Source organism: Phycisphaeraceae bacterium, assembly GCA_019636655.1.
In the GTDB taxonomy this organism is placed as follows: domain Bacteria; phylum Planctomycetota; class Phycisphaerae; order Phycisphaerales; family UBA1924; genus JAHBXB01.
Genome location: JAHBXB010000004.1, coordinates 95,059 through 114,565, shown reverse-complemented (window position 1 = coordinate 114,565; position 19,507 = coordinate 95,059). Strand labels below are relative to the sequence as shown.

Sequence of the window (19,507 nt, the reverse complement as noted above, 5' to 3'; positions counted from 1 at the left end):
CCGACCGTAGCCGCCCCGGGAGTCAGGCGTGACCGCCGTCGTCGGCGGTTGCCGACCTGAGTCCGGGGAGCCCATCGATGCTGGCCGCGTTCTTCTGCCGCTGGTAGGCGGCGAGGCCGTCGGGGCCTCTGCGATCGCCCATAGTTACCAACTGGTCACGCTCGCCGACGTACTGGTATCTCGGGACGCCAAAGCCGCACGAATCCGCGATGCGGTTGATGTCCAACACGATGATCGAGCGTGCGGTGGTGAGGCGGGGGAAGGCGCCCCGCTCGAACAGCGCCGGGAACTCCGGATCGGGCGCCTCGACAACGCGGCCACGGCCGTAGAGCCGGACAATATTGGGCGAGCCCTCGAAGGCGCAGAACATGATGGTGAGCCGGCCGTTCTCGCGGATGTGGGCGATGGTCTCCACGCCGCTGCCCGTGTAGTCCACGTACCCAACGCTTTGTGGCCCGAGGATGCGCAGGCAGTCGAGTCCCTTGGGTGAAACGTTGATGTGTCCCTGCTCGCCCCGCGGCGCGGTGGCCACGAAGAACACGTGCTGCGACAGGATGAACTCGCGGAGGCGGGCATCGATCTCGGCATAGCACTTTCCCATGCACGGATCCTTGGCGCGAGGGGAAGTCGGCGGGTCCGTGGTCCTTGTAGAATCCGGGCCCGCATGACCGCCGAGAAGACCATCAACCTGGACGTGGTGATCCTCGGCGGTGGAGTCGCGGGGTTGTGGACCGCGTGCAGGCTTCACGCGGCTGGGTACTTGATTGCGGTCGTCGAAGCCGCTGCGCTCGGGTCGCGGCAGACCATCGCGTCGCAGGGCATCATTCACGGGGGGGTCAAGTACGCGCTGACCGGAGCCGCGTCCCGCGCCTCGCAAGCGATCGCGGCGATGCCGGAGATCTGGCGGGAGTGTCTCGCAGGACGCGGTGAGGTGGACCTGAGTGAGACTCAGGTGCTCAGGGATCATCAGCACCTCTGGACGACGGCGTCGATCGCCTCGAAGTTCGCCGGGCTCGCGGCGTCTAAGGTGATCCGCACCGAGGTCAGCCGCGTGGATCCGAAAGACCGGCCCGCGGCGCTGGCGGCGGCCCCCGGGAGCGTCTCGGTGTACCGGGTCGATGAGCCGGTCCTTGATCCGCGGTCGCTGGTCAGGAACCTCGCGGACCGATTCGGCGGGGCTCTCCTGCTGGGCGACAGCGCGGCCGACGGGCTCTTTGGCGAATCGACGGACGGGAGTGTGCGGGTGAACGTGCGCGCAGCCGGGGATGGGCAGCGGCGCCTGGTGCTGGCGCCCCGGCACATCATCCTCGCGGCGGGAGAGGCCAACGCCCGCCTTGCGCGAGAGTTGGACGCCGCCGGCCCAGCAACCCGACACGCGGAGGCCCCCGACCTTATGCAGACCAGACCGCTGCACATGGTCATGGTGCGGTCGGCCACGCTTCCGCTGGTGTACGGGCACTGCATCGCGCTGTCGGAGAAGCCCCGCCTGACCATCACCTCCCAGAAGGACAGTTCGGGCCGGGCGGTGTGGTATGTCGGTGGCCAGCTGGCCGAGGGGGGCGTGGCGCTGGATCGCGGGGCGCTCATCGCGGAAGCCAAGAAGGAGATCGCGGCGTGCATCGGGTGGATCGACGTCTCCAACGCGGAATGGGCCACGCTGCGGATCGATCGCGCCGAAGGTCTGACCGAGAACGGGGATCGTCCGGACGAGCCGGTGGTCACGCCGGTCGGGGAGGCCGCGACCGCGGTGTGGCCGACGAAACTCGCGTTCGCCCCGCTGGTGGCCCGCCGCGTGTGCGACCTGCTCGCAGAGAGGGGGATCACGCCGCGTGCGGGCGAGTCGCGAGGCAAGCCCGGTACGCACACCGAACTGGCCGATTGGCCGCGGCCGGCCGTGGCGGAACTGGCTTGGAACGATGAACGGCTGGAGTGGAGCCGATAGGCCCCGCGTATGACGACGCCAGGGTGGATGTAACCTGAGGACCCCATGCTGCCGAGTCGCAAACTTGGTTCGACGGGATTGAGCGTGTCGTGCCTCTCGCTGGGGACGGTCAAGATCGGCCGCACCCAGGGCCTGAAGCACCCGGACGCCTTCGATCTTCCGACGGACGCCCAGGCGGCGGCGCTGCTGGACGCAGCGGCGGAGGTCGGAATCACCCTGCTGGACACCGCGCCCGCGTACGGCGTCAGCGAAGAGCGTCTCGGCGCGCTGCTCTCGGCCGGGGCGGGCGGTGGGCGGAGCGGGTTTTTGCTGTGCACGAAGGCGGGGGAGGAGTTCGCCGCGACGGCGGATGGACGCGGCTCCTCGACGTTCGATTTTTCCGAGTCCTCGGTTGAGGCCTCGGTGCGGCGGTCGCTCGAGAGACTCCGGACCGACGTCCTCGACATCGTGCTCCTGCACAGCGACGGGCGCGATGCGTGGGTTCTTCGGGAGTCGGGGGCGCTCCGGGCTCTGCGCCGGCTTCAGAAGGCGGGCGCGATCCGTGCCGTCGGGGCCAGCACCAAGACTCCCGAAGGGGCGCTGCTGGCTGTGGACTTGTGCGACGTTGTCATGGTCACGTTGAATCCGGAGGAAATGAGAGATTTGCCCGCGATCACGGCCGCGGGAGAGCGGGGCGTCGGCGTGCTGGCAAAAAAGCCGTTGGCGTCGGGGCGCCTGCGCGGGATTGGAACGGCGGGCCAGGCCGATCCGGTCGCCGCGTCGCTGCGGCTGTCGCTCGGGAACCCGGCCGTGTCGTCCGTGGTGGTGGGGACGCTGAGCCCCGAGCATCTCCGGCAGAACGCCCTGGCTGCGAATCAGATGGAAGCGGATTGAGACTGGAAGCGCAGAGGCCCACCGCAACCGGGCGGCGGGCCTGAACCATCTCCTTCATGGTGCGCCTACGGGCACTGCGGGAGGCCGGAATAGGCGTTGGCGCGCTTCTTGAGAGTGTCGACCATGTAGTAGATATTCGCGTTCTCGCTCGGCGAGTAGGTGTACGGGCCCGAGACCGTAATGCCGCTCCCGGTGCCGCGAGCTTCAACGAACGTCCCCGGCTTGAGCGGACTGTGCGTCTGTGTGCCGTCGGGAAGATAGAGGATGAGGTCCGAACCGTAGATATGCACGAATCGGTCCACCTCGCCGGCGGTTTCGCGGGTGCACTGGATCGCAAAGAACGTCCCCTCGGAACTGCCGGTGAGCCGTTTGGTTCGGCCGATGGGGAACCCCCAGGCTCCGGCGGCGAAGTAGGCGATGGGATCGGGCTGGCCGGAGCCAGCGGACTCAAGTTCGAACACCGGGGCGTTGTCCATCGTGGTTTTCAGCCACGGTGGCTTGAACTCGCCTGCCGCGACACCGTTCTCCGCCAGAGTGCACAGCATGATGTAGTAATCGCGAGGATCTTCCGAGTCGCCCGGAACATCGAACTGGGTGTGGATGAAGGTGGTACCGCCCGTCGCGTACCGAACCCCTGAGGGATCAACTGTGCCGGCAACAGCAAACACCCAGGCCGGGGTGTTTCCGCTCTCGCCTAACAGGCCGACGCTCTTGACCGTCATGATGCCACCTCCATCTCGTCGCTCGGGAGAGCGGAACGGCGCCGAGCCCTGCGGCTATGGACCGCTTGCCCGAAGCCCTGGATACACCTCGAACAGGCCACGAGTACGTGCTCCATCGTCTGAACTCCTGTCTACGAATCGCCCCGCTGAGCCCCGGGGCGTCGGGCACGATCAGGTGCTGGGGGCGTGGAACCGGCGCAGGAACAAGGAGCCGGCCTCGGCCGCGATCAGGGTCGCCACGAGCGGAACCATGGGATTGAAATAGACTGTCATATCGATGCGGTACCACGCAAGGCTTGCGGCTATCGCGAGAACCGCCGCGCCGGCCACCGCCAGGGCACGCATCAGGGCTCGCTGGGGCCAGAGGGCGGCGAACAGGATTCCCAGCAGGGCACCGATGAGCGTCGCCGCGTAGCCGTGGTTGGCCGACGGCGACCACGTGGCCGCACCGCGGATGAGCAGCTCGAGGCCGGAGCTGTGCCCCCAGAAACCGGGCGCCTTTCCAAGGGCCGAATGAGGGAACGTGTCGGCCTCGACATCGGTCCGGCCGACGACGACGGCTTTTCCCTCGAACCACTCCCTGAGCTGCCCGGGTGAAGCACGGAGAACCTGCGCCGCCGAGTACATCGCTTCCCTGAATCGCTCTATCGGCGGCATCGGGAGAGCGAAATACCCGACCGTGTCGCCGGGCCGCAGGCCGAAGCCGGCATCCCCCTGAGTTTCGGGTTCGTGCCCCGCGGTGAGCACGACGCGGTCGGTCGGGGCGATGGTCCGGATGATGTGACGGGCCTCGGCCTCCCGCGCCACGTAGTTGACGGTCACCGTCGCATTGGGACGGTCAAAGCCGACGACCCGTTCGACACCGGGGTGGCGCCAGCATCCGAAGGCGGCGAGGGCGAGGGACTCTCGCGGCGGCTCGTCGCCGCGTTGCACGAACAGGTCGAGCTTCCAGAGGTAGTGGTCGCTGAACTGGCCGGAGGCGGTGCCGACCTGCACCTCACGGGCGATCGTGGGGCTCATGCCGGCATAGTCATCCTGGCTCACCGGCGCCCAGGAAACCGAGCACGCCACCACATCGATACCCGATTGCCGAAGAGATCTCGCTGCGCTCGCGAAGCCCTCATCGATGGGGGTCCGCGAGGGCATGTGGAAGTCGAGCGCGACCACTCGCGCGCCCGAACCAAGGAGTCGTTCCATCAGCGCGGTGTTGAGTCGCCTGGTTGTTTCGGCGTTCCCCTTAAAGTCAGTGATCCCCGCTTCCGCCGCGGCTGCCACGGTCTCCTCATCGACTCCGATCCCGATCATCCGGACCGATTCGAACCGGTCGAAGCCTCCGCCAAGTCCGGCCAGACTCCGCTCGTAGGCGCTGTTGAGGGACGTGTACCGGTACACCAATGGCACGCCGACCAGGAACGCGACCACGACCGAAGCCACAGTGATGGCCGCGAGTGGCACGGCTCGATGGCGGTGCAGGTAGCTGCGGGTCTTGGCGGCGGCGAGGTAGGCAAGGCTGGCGCGGAGGACGTCGAGCGGTTCACCGTCAAGGTACCGCTGCGTGTTTCTCGCCAGATCTGCGGCGGAGCGGATGCGCAGGGCCGGGTCCTTCTCGGTCGCGGCCTCGATCAGGCGCGCGACTTCGTTGGGAACCTCCCGCAGCGACTCCGGAGGCGGGCGGCAGGGAACCTGCTGGATCATGCGGACGGCGTTGGGGAGCGAGACCTCCGTCACGTCATAGGGAATGCGCCCGTACACCAGTTCATAGAGAACGACGCCAAGGGAATAGACGTCGCTGCGCTCATCGATGTCCTGCACGGTGCTGTCGCCGACCTGCTCGGGCGACATGTACTGCAACGTCCCGACGAGCTGGCCGTCGAGCGTGCCGATGCTGGCGGCGGTCGCGTCCGCCCCGATCGCGAGGGCGACGCCGAAGTCGATGATCTTGGCGTTGCCCTGATCGTCGACGATGATGTTGCCGGGCTTCAGGTCGCGGTGCAGCACACCTTGCCGATGACCATGGTCGACTGCCTCACAGACCTTGACGAACAGCGCCAGGCGTTCCCGCAGGTTCAGGCCGTGGATCTCGGCATACCCGGTGATCGGCAGCCCCGACGGAACGTATTCCATGACGAAGTACGGGGCCGAGCCGTGGCGTGTCGGGTACACACCGGCGTCGTAGACCTGGGCGATCCCCGGGTGATGGAGGCGCGCGAGGAGTTGCGATTCGAGCTCGAAGCGGCGGGTCGATCGCGCCCCCTGCCCCCCCTTCATTACTTTGACTGCGACCGTGCGGTGCGGCTGTTCCTGAACGGCTTCGAACACCGAGCCCATCCCGCCCGAAGCAATCAGCCGCCGGATCGTGTACTTGCCTATTCGCTGCGGCACCGGGAGGTCCGCGGCGTCTGACGCCACTTCTGCCGGAAGCGGGTGGGACGGGCGCGGGGTACGCGTCGGATCATCACCCGTGGCTGCATCGGTCTGTTGGTTGGGGTGGTCGGACATCGACTCGATCACTCCCACCTTTCATGCGAACAAGCGCCAGCCACGCCGCACGCGCAACCCCCTCTTGGGACCAAAAGCCAGATCTGAGCGCAAGAACTAGGGAGTACACTAGAGCCGTGCCCACCTCGGTTCGATGGATGCCTCCATGAAAGTTGGTTCGGGGTCCGAGAACCTGCCACGTGTGAACACCCGCACAGGCGTCCGGGTAGGATCTGACTGAATGGCTGATTCAGAACGGAGTCACGACGAATCGCCGGATGGATCCGGCGGGCCAAGGGGTCCTGAGGGGGTGGCGCGGCCGAGTGCGGCGACCAGTTCCCATGCCGATGCGCAGTTGTACCTGCACCCCCAAACCCTGGCCCGGCTGGGGACGCTCGAACTGCGAGCCAAGATGATCGTGGAAGGGGTGATGAGCGGGCAGCACCGGTCCCCCTACCAGGGGTTCTCGGTGGAGTTCGCCCAGCACCGCCCTTACGTGCCCGGGGACGACCTTCGGTACCTGGACTGGAAGGTCTTCGGCCGATCGGACAAGCTCCACCTTAAGCAATACCAGCAGGAGACCAATCTCGACCTGATGGTGCTCGTGGACTCCTCGGGTTCGATGAACTTCGGGACGCGGTCCTTCGAGGACGCGTCGGGGGCGGGCCGGGCGACCTCGCCGGACGGCCGGGCGCACTGGACCAAGTACGACCACGCGACCGCCGTCGCGGCGGCGATGTCGTACATGGCGCTCCGTCAGGGGGACCGGGCGGGTCTCGCGGTGTTCGCGGACGAGATGCGGGCCCTGGTGAAGCGATCGAGCTCGCCCGGGCAGTGGCGGCAGATCGTCGGGGCTCTGTCGATGCACCCGGTCGAGCGGCCGACCAACCTCGGACGCGTGGTGGACCAGGTGCTTGCGAAACTGACCAACCGCTGCCTGATCGTGGTGATTTCCGACCTGTTCGTTGACCCGGAGGAGTACCGCTCGTCGCTCGCGCGGATCCGGCACCGCAGGCATGATGTGATTGTCTTCGAGGTGCTCGACCAAGCGGAGCGGGACTTCAACCTGACCGAGACCGCGCCGTTCGAGGGGCTCGAGGGGGAGGCGCGGCTGCGGGTTGATCCGCGGGCTCTCAGGGCGTCGTACATCGAGGCGATCGAGTCCCACCTCGCCGCGATCGAACGGATTACAAGGTCGTTCGGATTCGACTACCACCGCGTATCGACGCACGATTGGCTTGGGCCGCCGATGGCGGCGTTCATGGCCAGGCGAAACGCGGGAATCAAGCGCGGGAAGCTCGGATAGTGCGGAGCCCAGGTAACCACGCACGACGAATCGGCGCCGAGCCGTCCGGAGGGCGGGCGGCATGACGTTCCTTCACCCCGGGATCGCGATCGCGGGTCTGCTTGCGGTGTCGCTCCCGATCATCATCCACATCATCATGCGGCGCCGGCGGCGACCGGTGATGTGGGGGGCCATGCGGTTCCTGCTGGAGGCGTACCGGCGGCAGCGCAAGCGGCTGCTGTTCGAGCAGTGGCTGCTGCTGGCCTCGCGGTGCCTGCTCGTGCTGCTGGCCGCGATGGCGATCGCGCACCCGCTGCTCGCGGGCGGGCGGGCCTCCGGTGCGGCGGGGCGCACGGTGTACATCCTGATCGACAACTCGATGACCGCCTCGGCGCGGGGCACCGATGGGTCGGAGAGTCGCGCGATCGAGCGACACAAGGAGTTGGCCAAGGGCATCCTGTCACAACTCTCGGGGCGGGTGGGCTCCGCCGCGGGCAACGACGCCGCCGGCGCAGGGGACCGCGCGGCGCTCATTGCCATGGCGGCTCCGGCGGAAGCGTTGGTCTCTCCGCCATCGCCTGATATTGCGGCGGTCTCGCGGCTGGTGGACTCGGTGGAGGCGACCGATTCCAGGTCGGACCCCGGCGCGGCCCTGGCCCTTGCGGTGTCCGCGATCGAATCGGACCGATCCCGCCGGGCCGAGTCCGCTCCGCAGGACGAGACGTTTGTCGTTGTGATCTCCGATTTCCTTGATGGCTCTGTCGACATCGCCGCGGTGTCGACCCAGCCGCTGCCGAGACTGCCGGACGGGGTTCGGCTGCTCGTGCCAAGGCCGGCCGCGACGGCCACCGACAACCTGGCGATCGGTGCGGTGGAGCCTCTGCGCGGCGTGCTCCTGGCGCCCGCCGCGGGAACTGGGGCGAGCGGGGCTGGGGGAGTCCGCGTCAGCGTTCGGCGCTCTGGCCCGGGGGTGTCGCGTGAACTCAGCGTGCCGGTGAATATCCGGCTCGCGGCCGTCGGCGAGCGGCCGTCCGCCGGTTCCAACCGGCCCGTGACCGGTCTCGCGAGGTTCCGGGCGGGCCAGGAAGAGACCGCCATCACCCTGCAGCCGCCCGCCGTGGGAGACGCCCAAGGCCCGGCGTCGAGCGCCGTGCTGGTCGCACAGATCGAGCACCCCGAGACTCGCCCGGGCGAGGCGGCCACCGCGGCGGACAGCATCTCGGACGACAACGTGTTCCGGCGTCCGATCGAGTTGCGCGAATCGCTCCGCGTGGGTCTCGTGGCCCCAAAGCGGTTCGGGGAGCGGGGACGGGTCGATGAACTCGAGGCGGCGGAGTGGCTCCGGCTCGCCCTCAACCCGGGCGGCGCCGGGGGGGTGTCCGACAGCGGCATCGAGGTGATCGACATCGAGCCCGGCGCGCTGGATCTGCCGCGTCTTGCCGGGCTTGACGCCGTGGCTTTGCCGCGGCCGGACCTGATCACGCCTGACGCCTGGAGGCGTCTGCGCGGTTTCGCGGCGGCCGGCGGGCTGCTCTTGATCACCCCCCCGGGGGGCGAGGCAGGGTCCGCGGCAGCGCACACGTGGACCGACGCGATGGTGAACTCGCTCTCGCTCCCGTTCGCGGTGTCGCGAGAGACGCGGGTCTATGACCCGGGCGACCCGGCGGCCCGCCTGGTTGTCAACCCGGCTCCGGGCTCTGGAACGGGCGGGGAGTCGGCCGACGTGCTCTCGTTGGTCCGCGCTGAACTCGCAGAACTGGCGCGACCGGTCACGGTTTCCCGGCTGCTCCCGATCGAGATTCCCGCCGGCACGACCATCGAAGCGGGTGAGCGGCTGCTCTCGATGCCCGACGGCTCGGTGGTCCTGTGGGTCGGGTCGCCATCGATGTCCGCGTCCGGCGAGACGAACGGCGAGGCCGGTTCGGCCAAAGTGGATTCCGGCGCACAAGGACTGATCGTGTACCTCGCGGCAGCACCGGAACTGGACTGGACCGACCTCCCGGCACGCCCACTGATGGTGCCTCTCGTGCAAGAGTTGATCCGGCAGGGCGTCGGCCGAGCCCGGGGCACGTTCACCTCGATTGCCGGCCGGCCCCCCTCTTTGCCGTCGCGAACGGCCGAACTGCTGCGGATCCCGGACCCGCTGTCTCGCACCCGTGACCCCGCCGAGGAGGCAGCCTCGGCCCGGATCAGCGTGGACGCCGCGACGGGCCGACCAGCTGAGCCGCTGCGGCGAGCGGGGCTGTGGAGGGCGGTCGACGAGCGCGGTGCGGCACGCGGCGTGGTGGGCGTGAATCCCGATTCCCGGGCCTCTCGCGTGACGCCCCAACCTGCGGCCGACATCGAGCGATGGCTCCGCGGTGCGTCCGAAGTGCCGCCGACCTGGATCGAGCCGCTGCAGCCGGGGGCGGGGCAGGCTCCCGCGATGCCCGCCCTGGCCTCTGCACGGGCGAGCGGTTCTCCCTTCGCCCTCCCGCTCCTCATCGCCGCGGGCCTGCTGGCCATGCTGGAGACGATCGTCGCCCGACACGCGAGCCACGCGACGCTGCCGGCGACGGTTCCGGATGGCGAACGGATCGGCGCGGCCTCGGCCGCCGGAGCCGCGCCATGAACGCCTCGCTGAACTGGCTTCTTGGCCTCCGCACGCTCCGCTTCGGCGATGAGGGCGTGTCGTTCGCCATGGCCCATCCGATCCCGGCCTGGGCGTGGGCGATGGTGATCGCCGCATGCATCGCCTTCGCATGGCTGTCGTACCACCGGCTCGATGCGCCGTCACGGTCGAGGATCACGCTCGCGGGCGTGCGGTCGCTGACGCTGCTGCTGATCGTGGTGCTGCTCTCCGGCCCCCGGCTGGTCAAGCCCAACGAGACGGAGGAGATGGACTGGGTTCTCGTGCTGGCGGACCGGTCTGCGTCGATGGAGATCCGTGACACGCCTTCGGCCAAGTCCCCGACGGCCCGCGAATCCCGCGAGGAGCAGCTTCGCGCGGCGCTGGTCGCGGCAGCCCCGGCGCTCAAGGCCCTGGAGAAGGACCGGGTGGTGGTGTGGATGGGGTTTGACTCGGGCGCGTACGACCTGCCCGCGGGAGCTTCCGGCGGCGAACTTCCCGAACCGGCCGGTCGCCGAACCGCGATCGGCCGGGCGCTCGAGCAGGCGATGCGGCGTGCGGCCGCCCGCCCGGTGGCCGGCGTCGTGCTGCTCAGCGATGGCCGCTCCATCGACGACCCGTCGAAGCAGACGCTGCGGCGGCTCCAGGCGGAGAAGATCCCGGTGTTCGCGCTGCCGCTGGGCAGCCCTGAGCCGGTTGCCGATGTGGCGGTCCGGTCCGTGCAGAGCCCGCGCACCGCCTTCGTCAACGATCTTGTGCCCGTGGAAGTGGAGATCGAGCGAATCGGCGGCGACTCGGTCGGGCCGGACACCTGGGGCAAGGTGCAGCTGATCGACCGGGCCACCGGACTGGTGCTCGACGAGCAGTCGGTCGGACCCGCCGCGGGCGCCCCGCCACCGGGAGCGCCCGGCGAGAGCGGCGGCACGGCCCCGGCGGCACGGTCCAACCGGGTGATGCTCACGGCGCGGCCGGCACAGGCGGGCGAGTCCCGGTGGCTCGTCAGGATCGTGCCCGAAGGGAGCGACCTTGTCGCCGAGGACAACGAGGCCGCCGTGAACCTCTCCCTGGAGGACCGGCCGCTGCGCGTCGCCTACTTCGACGGCTACCCGCGATGGGAGCAGCGGTACGTCAAGAACCTGCTCCTGCGGGAGAGATCGATTAGGTCCGCGAGCCTGCTGCTGGCCGAGGGCAAGCGATTTGTGCAGGAAGGGGACGACACGATGGCTTCGCTCCCCACCTCGCCGGAAGACTGGCAGCAGTACGACGTCGTCATCATGGGCGACGTGCGGCCCGATGTGTTCACGGAGGAGCAGTTGGCGCAGCTCAAGGAGCACATCGCGATCCGGGGAGCCGGGCTGCTGTGGATCGCCGGCGACGGCTCAACGCCCGCCGCGTGGACGTCGACCGGGCTGGCCGATCTGCTCCCCTTCTCGGTCCGGTCCGGGCCCCGCGATCGCGGGTCGCTGCCGGTGTGGCTCGACCCCGTGCTGGCCCGCCCCACGGCGATTGCCGAGCGGTACGGCGTGCTGCGGCTGACCGACACCCAGGGCCCCGGCGGCGGCGCGGCGAGCTGGTGGCCGGCCGAACTCGGCGATGCGTCGCTCGGATGGCCGCGCCTGCGCTGGGTCCAGAAGATCGACCAGCTGTCGCTCAAACCGACGAGCGAGGTGCTCGCCGAGGCGGTGTCGACCGAAGGAGCGGCGTCGGAAACGTCGCCGCTGGTCACCTCCATGAGGTACGGCGCCGGCCGGGTCCTCTATGTCGCGACAGACGAGATCTGGCGATGGCGGTACGGGCGGGGGGAGGACCTACCCGAGCGGTTCTGGCTCCAGCTCGTGCGCATGCTCGGGCGCGAGAGCCTGGCGCGCGCGGGCCGCGCTGCGCGGATCGAGGTGTCGCCCGCGAGGACCGAGGTCGAGCAGCCGGTGCGTGTCACGGTCGAGTTGCTCGACCAGCGGCTGACCGATTCCGCGGGCTCCACCGTGAACGTCCGGGTCTCGCGGACGGACGCGGCCGGCGCCCCCGCGGCGGTCAGCGAACTGACTCTCTCCCGCGAGAGCGAGTCGGCCGGATCGCGGACGTTTGGCGGAACGCTGGTGGTCCCCGAGAGCGGCAAGTTCGTCGTCGAGGTGATCGACCCGCTGCTCGCCGGCGAGCGGCTGAGCGCTCCGCTCGAAGTCTGGCTCCCCGAGGACGAGCTCCGGCGGCCCGAAACCGACCACGCACTCCTTGGCCGGCTGGCCAGCGCGACGGGGGGGAAGCTGTTAGGGCCGACGGAACTGAGCGAACTGACAAACCTGTTACCGAACCGCCGGGTGCGTGTCGTTGGTACACCTGAAGAGGAAACGCTCTGGGATACTCCGCTGGCGCTCGCGTTGCTGGTCGGGCTTCTGGTGGTGGAATGGGTCTGGCGGCGTGTCATTCGTCTCGCCTAGAGCCCGACCAGGAGGCGGGTGAGATTCGACGGTGTCATGGGGTCCGGGAACGGGCGGCGACCGGCTTTGTATCCGATACTTGGAGGGGGAGGAGATGGCACGGATGGACCCGCAGCGTCAGAGCGCGATTGCCGGCATGGCCCAGGCCTTGGCCTCGCTGCGCGCGCGCGCCCGCTGGCTGCTGATCGGCCAGGGAACCGCGACACTCGTGGCGTGGGTTCTTGGCGTGTGTATCCTCGCCGGCGCGGTGGACTTCGTGCTGCGAACGCCGTGGTGGCTCCGGACGGTCCTCTGGATCGTCGGGATCGGGGCGGTCGCCTGGGGCGTGCGCCGGCTCGTGGCGCCCGCCCTGAGGTTCCGCCCAACGCTGACGGAAGTCGCCCTCCGTGTGGAGCGGAGCCAGCCGGGCCGGTCTGCCGGTCTCTCGGGGCTGCTCGCCGCGGGCCTGGAACTCGCGGACGGGGTGGACCGAGGCGAGATCCGGACGACGGGGCAGGATCTTGCCGACCCTGTCATCCGGCAAGCCGCGGAGCGATTCGGGCGTGTACGGGCCTCGGCGCTCTTGACGGGCAGCGGCGTCGGCCGGTCGAGCGGGGCTGTTGCCGTAATGCTGCTGTCGCTGGTCGCCATCGGCGTCTCGTTCCCGTCGCTCGTGTCGATCGGCGCCTGGCGCGTGCTGGCGCCCTGGTCGGATGTGTCATGGCCCAAGCGAACCCAGGTGGTTGACGCCACGGGCGAGACCGTGCACCCCATCGGAACCGCGATTGCGCTGCGGGCGGCGGTCCTGCGGGGGGCGAGGGTCGACCATGTCGAGGGGGGGACTCGGGTGTGGGGCATGTACCGCATCGTCCGTTCCGACGGCCTCAAGCCCGGCGATGAGACCGGGGTTTCCCGTGTGCTGCTCACGAATCAGGGCAAGCAGATCGATGTGCCCGGAGACGAGGGATCGTCTCGTGGCGTGCTCTTCGAGCGGCTGATCGAGCCCACGCTCCCCGCGGCGAGTACTCGGCGAGGCGAGCAGACGCCGGGCGGGGCCCGCGAGGCCGAACTGGAGTATTGGTTCGAGACGGCCGACGACCGCACACCGACACGCCGGATGACTCTTGTCGATCCGCCGGCGGTCGTGGAGGCGTCGGTCCGGATCGAGGCCCCGGCGTACGCCGCCCTCGCCGAGCACGAGATGAATCGCACGCTCACTCTCGGGCCGGGCAATGACGAGCGGGCCGCCCCGCCAGCCATGCTCGTGGGGTCGGAGCTTTCTCTTACGATCATGCTGAACACGCCGGTGCCTGGGCCCGAGGCCGACAAGAGCGTGTGGCTCGGCCGATCACTCGGCAACGACCTGGCCGGGCTCATCGAGTCCGGGGCGGCCACGGCGGTGTTTGATGGGTCGGTCTGGACGATCGACTGGACGCTCCGCGAGTCCGCCCGGGTTGCCGTCCGTCCCACGGACAAGTACGGCGTCATCGGCGTCGAAGAATCCGTGTACCGCTTCGATGCGCTGGTCGATCAGCCCCCCACCGCGGTCGTCACCCAGCCCGCGGCGGACGAGAGTGTGCTGGCAAGCGCGACGATCGAGGTCGTGGGCGAGGCGCGGGATGACGTCGGGGTTTCCGAGGTCGCCCTCGAGCGACGCACGGCGGACAAGCCCAAGGGCTCTGCCGGCGCGCCCGCAGAGCCCCGCGAGGACTGGGTGCGGATGGCCGCGGAACAGGATGCCCCCGGGAGAACAACCCACGAGCAACCCAAGCAGGTGACGGTCGCATCGACATTCGACCTGGCGCCGATGAAGCTGTCACCCGGGGACGAGGTGTGGCTCGCCACCGTCGCGACTGATGCATATGACCTCGACGGGCAGCGGCACGCGCCCACGCGATCGGCGGTGAGACGTCTCACGGTGATCTCCGAAGAGGAGTTTGTCGCCCGCCTGTGGAACGATCTCGAGGGCGTTCGCCGCTCTGCCCTCCGCATCGACGAGGAGCAGGAGCGGGCCTTGAAGCTTGCGAGCCGGGGCGGGCAGGAGTCGGGCCAGATCGAGGACGCCCGGGCTGCGCAGAAGACCCAGGCCGCGATCACCGAGCGGATCGCCCGGGAGCGGGACGCGGTGAACCGCCTGAGCGAGAGGATGGATCGCAACGGGCTGCACGATCGTGAGATGACGGACCTGCTGACGAAGGCGGAATCACTGCTCGAGCAGGCCGGCACGAGGTCGGTCGATGCGTCCCGTGAGATCGAGAGCATTTCCCGCGCCAAGGCCGAGTCGGGGAAGGCGTCAGAGGAATCGCTGGATGTCGCCGCGAGGTCGCAGCGGCAGGTCCGGGATTCGCTGGAGCAGCTCGCGGGCATGCTCGATCGCGGGAAGGACACGTGGGCGACCAAGCGGGCGATCGAGCGTCTCCTCCAGGACCAGATCGACCTCAAGGACAAGACCGGCCAGGTTTCGCAGGAGACCGCGGGCCGCTCGATGGAAGAACTGACGGACGAGCAGCGCCGCAGCCTCCAGCGGCTCGGGGATGAGCAGCGGTCGCTCGCTGGCAAGGCCGCCGAGGCCGTCGAGCGGATGCTGCGGGACAAGGACGAGGTCGCCCAGCGCGACGCCGCCGCCGCCAAGGCCATGGAGCAGGCTGCGCAGAAGGCCCAGCGGGACCGCCTCGAAGAGAAGATGCAGGACGCCGCGAACCAGGTCGAGAACAACCGCGGCAGCAACGCCCAGCAACAGCAGCAGCAGGCGATCGATTCGCTGCAGCAGATGCTCGACCAGATGAACAGTGCCGCCCAGAACCGCGACCAGGAACTCCGGCGTGTGCTGGCGACGCTGATCGAGTCGATCGAGGCGCTCATCACCGAGCAAACAGCCCAGTTGGGCGTCCTGGCCCAGGGGCTCGCGGACAGTGATTTCGATCCGGCGGCAGCGGGGATGGTGCGGCTCAACCGGAACACCATCGGCGTCATCGAGGAGGCCGAGAACGGCCCCGCCGAGTTGGCGCCGGTGGTCGAGTTGCTCGCCAGAGCGGACGAGGCGCAGGGCGCGGCGATCCGCACACTCCGCGGCAGCCCGGTGGATTCAACCGCCGCGGAGCAGAGCGAGAAACTCAGCCTGCAGCGTCTGCAGCAGGCACGCGACGAGGCCAAGCGGCTCGACGAGCAGGCCGAGGACCGCGAGCAGGAGCGGCGGGCCGCGGAGCTTCGCAACGCCTACCGCCAGGCCCTTACCGAGCAAGTGGCCATCAAAGGCGAGACCGATCCGCTCATCGATGCCGAGCCGACTCGCCGCACGCGCGCGGCGGCCCGTGCACTGGCGGAGCGGCAGCAGACGCTCAAGAACTCGCTGACGGAACTGCAGGACAAGACCCGCGAGCTCTCCGAGGCAACACTCTTCGAGTTCGCTCATCAGCGGCTGGACGAGGCCATGGGCTCCGCCGCGACCACGCTCCGGGCTGGGGACGCCGACACGGGCGTGCAGCGCCGACAAGCAACGGCCGTGCGGACGTTGCAGGCGCTCGTTGAGGCCCTTGACCGGTCTCGGCGCCAGAACGACGATTTCCGCGACAACCCGAACGCAGGGGGCGGGGGCGGCGGGCAGGGCGGGAAGCGCCCGCTCGTCCCGCCGATCGCCCAGCTCCGGTTGCTGCGGTCGATGCAGGTCGAAGCCGGCGAACTCACGCGACTGGCCGCCGACTCGGGCGAGACCGAGGTCACGGCCGAGGCGACCCGGCTCCAGCAGGAACTTGCCGAACGGGGCGATGTCCTGCTCAAGAAGCTGATGGAGCAGGGCGATGGTGGGCAGCCGGAGCCCGAAGAAGAGAAACCCCAGGGCAGCGGGGCGGCATGGGGGCCGAACGAATCAACGACGCCGGAGGGGACACGATGAAACCTCTTCACCCACTCATCCTGGTCACCGTGATCGCCGCGTGCTGCGGAGCGGCCCTTTCCGCGCCGCCGCCGAAGCCCGAGTCGCCGCCGGCCAAGAAGAACGAGCCCAAGAAGCAGCCCCCGACGCCCGGTGGTGAGGTACCCAGCCTGGACGACCTGCTCGGCACCGGAGACCAGAAGCCGAAGGGGGACGGACCGCCGCCAGCCGTTGATCCCTCCGCGTCGGACCTCACGAAGAAGCTCGATGCCAAGGAACTTGGCGATGCGTTCAAGGAGGCGGTCGCGATGATGGGCGAAGTCGCCGGCCGGCTCCAGGACTCGAAGGACCCCGGGGTCGGCACCCAGCGGATCCAGGAGGGGATCGTGCGGCGGCTTGACACGCTGATCGCCCAGATCGAACAACAGCAGAGCCAGGGCAGCAGCCGGTCCCGGCAGAACACCTCGAAGGAGGACCAGGGGCAGTCCCAGCGACAGCAGAGCAGCACCCGGCGCGAGCAGGCCGGCACAGGCGACAACAACAGCGAGATGGAGCCTCCGCCGCGGCAGGAGGGCCCTCTCGCCCCGGAGATTGACTCGGCCCGGGCCGCCTGGGGTGCACTGCCGGAGCGGGTCCGCCAGATGCTCCTGCAGGGCTCCAGCGACAAGTTCAGCTCCATGTACCAGCGGATGACGGAGGCCTACTACCGCAAGCTGGCGGAAGAGGGGAAGAAGTGACTCGGGACGCAGGACAACCCGCCAGCGTGGCGAGGACCGTTGCGGCGCTGCTGGCTGCGGGCGCCCTCGCCGCGGCCTCCCCGGGCTCGCAGCCCGAGCCGGAGCGGCCTACGGGCGAGAACCGGGCCGCTCCGCAGCAGGGCGCTCTTCCCGGCCCGACAGCCCAGAACGCCCCGGCGGAAGGGGAGATGACCGAGCGGCTCAACGCCGCCGTCACCGCGGGCCTCGCCGCGCTCGCCGCGATGCAGACCGAGGATGGCGCGTTCGGCGCCGGCACTCGCTACTCCAAGAATGTCGCGATCACAGCGCTCGCCGCGCTCGCGTTCCTCGCCGACGGCAACATCCCGGGGCGCGGCGAGTACGGCGACGTCGTACGCAAGGCCCTCGAGTTCATCCTCAGCAGCAGTTCGGAGACCGGCCTGCTCAGTTCCGATGCCAACAACGGGCCTATGTACGGGCACGGGTTCGCGACGCTGTTCCTGGGCGAGATCTACGGGATGACCCAGGGCGGCGGCGACACCGCGCTCGCCGCCCGCGTTCACGAGACCCTCGTCAAAGCGATCCGGCTCATCGAACGGACCCAGAACAGCGAAGGAGGATGGCGCTACAACCCCGTCCCCTATGACGCCGATGTCAGCGTAACGATCTGCCAGATCATGGCCCTGCGGTCCGCCCGGAACGCCGGGATCGAAGTCGCCAAGGAGACGATCGACCGAGCCGTGGAGTACGTCCGACGCTGCCAGAACCCCGATGGGGGCTTCCGCTACCAGAGCACCCAGGGGATGAGCGCCTGGCCGCGCAGCGCGGCGGGCGTCGCCAGCCTCTATTACGCCGGCATCTACGAGGACAACGCGATCGAGAAGGGCCTGCAGTACTTGGTCGACAAGGCCCTCCCCGGGGGCGACCCGGAGAGCCGCTTGCACTATTTCTACGGCCACTATTACGCCGTGCAGACCATGTACCTCTCGGGCGGCGAGCGGTGGGCCAAGTGGTGGCCCGCGGTTCGCGAGGAGATGCTCGCCAAGCAGATCGATGGCACGTGGCCCGATGCCGCGGCGGGCACGCCATACGGAACGGCCATGGCCCTTATCGTTCTTCAGATGCCCAAACGGTACCTTCCCATTTTCCAGAAGTAGCCCGACCATGAGCATGATCCCCGTGATTCCCGATGCAACGGAGTTCGGCCGGTGAGTCGCCGCGCCGGGCGGTCCATCGTCCTGGGCGCGCTGCTGTGCGCGATCCCGGCCGCGGCACAGGTCGAGCCCCGGATGCCAGCCGACGGTTCGGCCGCGGGCCGGTTCGTTGTGATTGAGCGATCCGGCTCGCGCCCGAGCGCGGCCACGCAAGGCGAGATCACGCTCACGCGGTTCCTGGGTGATGCCATCCGCTACACCGACGAACGCGGAATCGAGCGTGAGCGCCGGTTCGATGGCATGCTTGCCCTCGCGCCGTGGTGGTGGACGAGCCTCGATCAGTCGTCGGGTTCTCCGGCGAGACTCGAGTCACGCCCCGTCTCGCCAGATGCGCCGGCGGTGGCGCCAGACTTGGCGCTCGGGGCGGTGCTCGACCTGGTCGATGGGCAGCGGCTAACCGGCCTTCCCGCGGCCCTGGCGGGTGGACGGCTCGGCGATGCCGCGCCGGCAGGCGGCGACGCGATCGCGTGGGACCACCCCCGATCGGGCCGTCTGCACATCTCGCTCGATGATGTGAAGTCTCTCCGGATTGAGTGGACGGACGAGCGAGAACCGGCCGCCGGCGACGAATCTCGCGGCTCTGACGCGGAGACGACCGACGAGGTGGTGCTGCGAAACGGCGATCGCCTCCGCGGCCTGATCGAGACCATCGGCCGGAGCGTCGTCGTCGCATCCGGACCCGGGAATACGGATCGAACCTCGGTCACGATCGACCGAGTCCGGAGCCTTCGCCTCGCGAACCCGGCCAGACCGCCCAAGGGCACCGTGGTCTGGCTCCGCGATGGCAGTGTGCTCCAGGTCGCCTCGCTCGAGTCGGGCACCGGAGGAGGTCCGGCCGGATCCGCTGGCGCCGGCCAGGTGGTCGCTCGCCTTGGTGCCGCGGCGGGCGCGGCGGGCCCTTCCTCGTGGCCGCTCGCCGAGATGACGGCCGTGCTGATCGACGCCGACCGCCTCGTGTCGCTGAGCGCCCTCTCCATCGCCAGCCAGGACACCGCAGGCCGCCGGCGAGCGCCGAAGGCTCGCATCTCTGCAGCCGCCGGCGACGAACTCTGGGCGAAGGACGTCCAGCTGCGCGGCCCGATGACCGTCGAATGGAGCCTCCCCGCCGGGTCGACGCGGCTTCTTGGCGATCTCGCAATGCCTTCCGCCGCGTGGGCGTGGGGCGACTGCGAGGTGTCGATCTCGTCCCTCGGACCGGACGGCGCACCGGTCGAGCTCATCCGCGTCCGCCTCAATGCGGATCGACCGGCGGAGCACGTTGACCTCTCGCTCCCCCAGTCGTCGGGCGCCGCGCTCAGGATCCGGGTCGAACCCGGCGCGAACGGCCCGATCCAGGACTGGGTCGACCTGAAGCGGATGCTGATCGAGATCGGAGCGAAGTAGC

General features: G+C 69.3%; 12 protein-coding genes. 9 read left to right on the top strand and 3 right to left on the bottom strand.

Annotated elements, in window-relative coordinates:
• Positions 1-22: 22 nt before the first annotated feature.
• Positions 23-601, bottom strand: a complete 579-nt coding sequence (locus KF745_12090; protein ID MBX3359153.1) for a pyridoxamine 5'-phosphate oxidase family protein — start codon at positions 599-601, stop codon at positions 23-25.
• Between the two features lie 63 nt (positions 602-664).
• Here KF745_12090 and KF745_12085 point away from each other — a divergent pair, with 63 nt between their 5' ends.
• Positions 665-1,942, top strand: coding sequence for an FAD-dependent oxidoreductase (locus tag KF745_12085; GenBank protein MBX3359152.1), 1,278 nt, complete (start codon positions 665-667; stop codon positions 1,940-1,942).
• 45 nt (positions 1,943-1,987) lie between these two features.
• Positions 1,988-2,815 (top strand): aldo/keto reductase, encoded by an 828-nt coding sequence (locus KF745_12080; GenBank protein MBX3359151.1) that lies wholly within the window; start codon positions 1,988-1,990, stop codon positions 2,813-2,815.
• Between the two features lie 65 nt (positions 2,816-2,880).
• Here KF745_12080 and KF745_12075 read toward each other — a convergent pair whose 3' ends face one another.
• Positions 2,881-3,537 (bottom strand): hypothetical protein, encoded by a 657-nt coding sequence (locus tag KF745_12075; GenBank protein MBX3359150.1) that lies wholly within the window; start codon positions 3,535-3,537, stop codon positions 2,881-2,883.
• 171 nt (positions 3,538-3,708) lie between these two features.
• Positions 3,709-6,036: a protein kinase gene (locus KF745_12070; protein MBX3359149.1), complete on the bottom strand. Its 2,328-nt coding sequence runs from the start codon at positions 6,034-6,036 to the stop codon at positions 3,709-3,711.
• Positions 6,037-6,256: 220 nt separating this feature from the next.
• On the opposite strand from KF745_12070, the gene KF745_12065 reads away from it, so the two are divergent.
• The 7 genes from KF745_12065 (at position 6,257) to KF745_12035 (ending at position 19,506) form a co-directional block, all read left to right on the top strand.
• Positions 6,257-7,321, top strand: a complete 1,065-nt coding sequence (locus KF745_12065) for a DUF58 domain-containing protein (protein ID MBX3359148.1) — start codon at positions 6,257-6,259, stop codon at positions 7,319-7,321.
• 61 nt (positions 7,322-7,382) lie between these two features.
• Positions 7,383-9,911 (top strand): BatA domain-containing protein, encoded by a 2,529-nt coding sequence (locus KF745_12060; GenBank protein MBX3359147.1) that lies wholly within the window; start codon positions 7,383-7,385, stop codon positions 9,909-9,911.
• Positions 9,908-12,343 (top strand): hypothetical protein, encoded by a 2,436-nt coding sequence (locus KF745_12055; GenBank protein MBX3359146.1) that lies wholly within the window; start codon positions 9,908-9,910, stop codon positions 12,341-12,343. Before KF745_12060 ends, KF745_12055 begins: the two co-directional genes overlap by 4 nt.
• Before the next feature lie 94 nt (positions 12,344-12,437).
• Positions 12,438-16,214, top strand: a complete 3,777-nt coding sequence (locus KF745_12050) for a hypothetical protein (GenBank protein ID MBX3359145.1) — start codon at positions 12,438-12,440, stop codon at positions 16,212-16,214.
• Positions 16,211-16,930, top strand: a complete 720-nt coding sequence (locus tag KF745_12045) for a hypothetical protein (protein ID MBX3359144.1) — start codon at positions 16,211-16,213, stop codon at positions 16,928-16,930. Before KF745_12050 ends, KF745_12045 begins: the two co-directional genes overlap by 4 nt.
• A gap of 26 nt (positions 16,931-16,956) precedes the next feature.
• The gene (locus KF745_12040; protein MBX3359143.1) at positions 16,957-18,066 is read left to right on the top strand and encodes a terpene cyclase/mutase family protein; all 1,110 of its coding nucleotides are present in this window, start codon (positions 16,957-16,959) and stop codon (positions 18,064-18,066) included.
• A gap of 51 nt (positions 18,067-18,117) precedes the next feature.
• On the top strand, positions 18,118-19,506 hold the full coding sequence (locus KF745_12035; protein ID MBX3359142.1) for a hypothetical protein: 1,389 nt from the start codon (positions 18,118-18,120) through the stop codon (positions 19,504-19,506).
• Position 19,507: the final 1 nt, after the last annotated feature.

Bases quoted from the DNA above. Each gene is read 5' to 3' on its own strand.
- KF745_12060 (MBX3359147.1), top strand. From the start codon at position 7,383: ATGACGTTCCTTCACCCCGGGATCGCGATCGCGGGTCTGCTTGCGGTG.
- KF745_12050 (MBX3359145.1), top strand. From the start codon at position 12,438: ATGGCACGGATGGACCCGCAGCGTCAGAGCGCGATTGCCGGCATGGCC.
- KF745_12070 (MBX3359149.1), bottom strand. From the start codon at position 6,036: ATGTCCGACCACCCCAACCAACAGACCGATGCAGCCACGGGTGATGAT.
- KF745_12090 (MBX3359153.1), bottom strand. From the start codon at position 601: ATGGGAAAGTGCTATGCCGAGATCGATGCCCGCCTCCGCGAGTTCATC.
- KF745_12080 (MBX3359151.1), top strand. From the start codon at position 1,988: ATGCTGCCGAGTCGCAAACTTGGTTCGACGGGATTGAGCGTGTCGTGC.
- KF745_12065 (MBX3359148.1), top strand. From the start codon at position 6,257: ATGGCTGATTCAGAACGGAGTCACGACGAATCGCCGGATGGATCCGGC.
- KF745_12055 (MBX3359146.1), top strand. From the start codon at position 9,908: ATGAACGCCTCGCTGAACTGGCTTCTTGGCCTCCGCACGCTCCGCTTC.
- KF745_12085 (MBX3359152.1), top strand. From the start codon at position 665: ATGACCGCCGAGAAGACCATCAACCTGGACGTGGTGATCCTCGGCGGT.
- KF745_12045 (MBX3359144.1), top strand. From the start codon at position 16,211: ATGAAACCTCTTCACCCACTCATCCTGGTCACCGTGATCGCCGCGTGC.
- KF745_12075 (MBX3359150.1), bottom strand. From the start codon at position 3,537: ATGACGGTCAAGAGCGTCGGCCTGTTAGGCGAGAGCGGAAACACCCCG.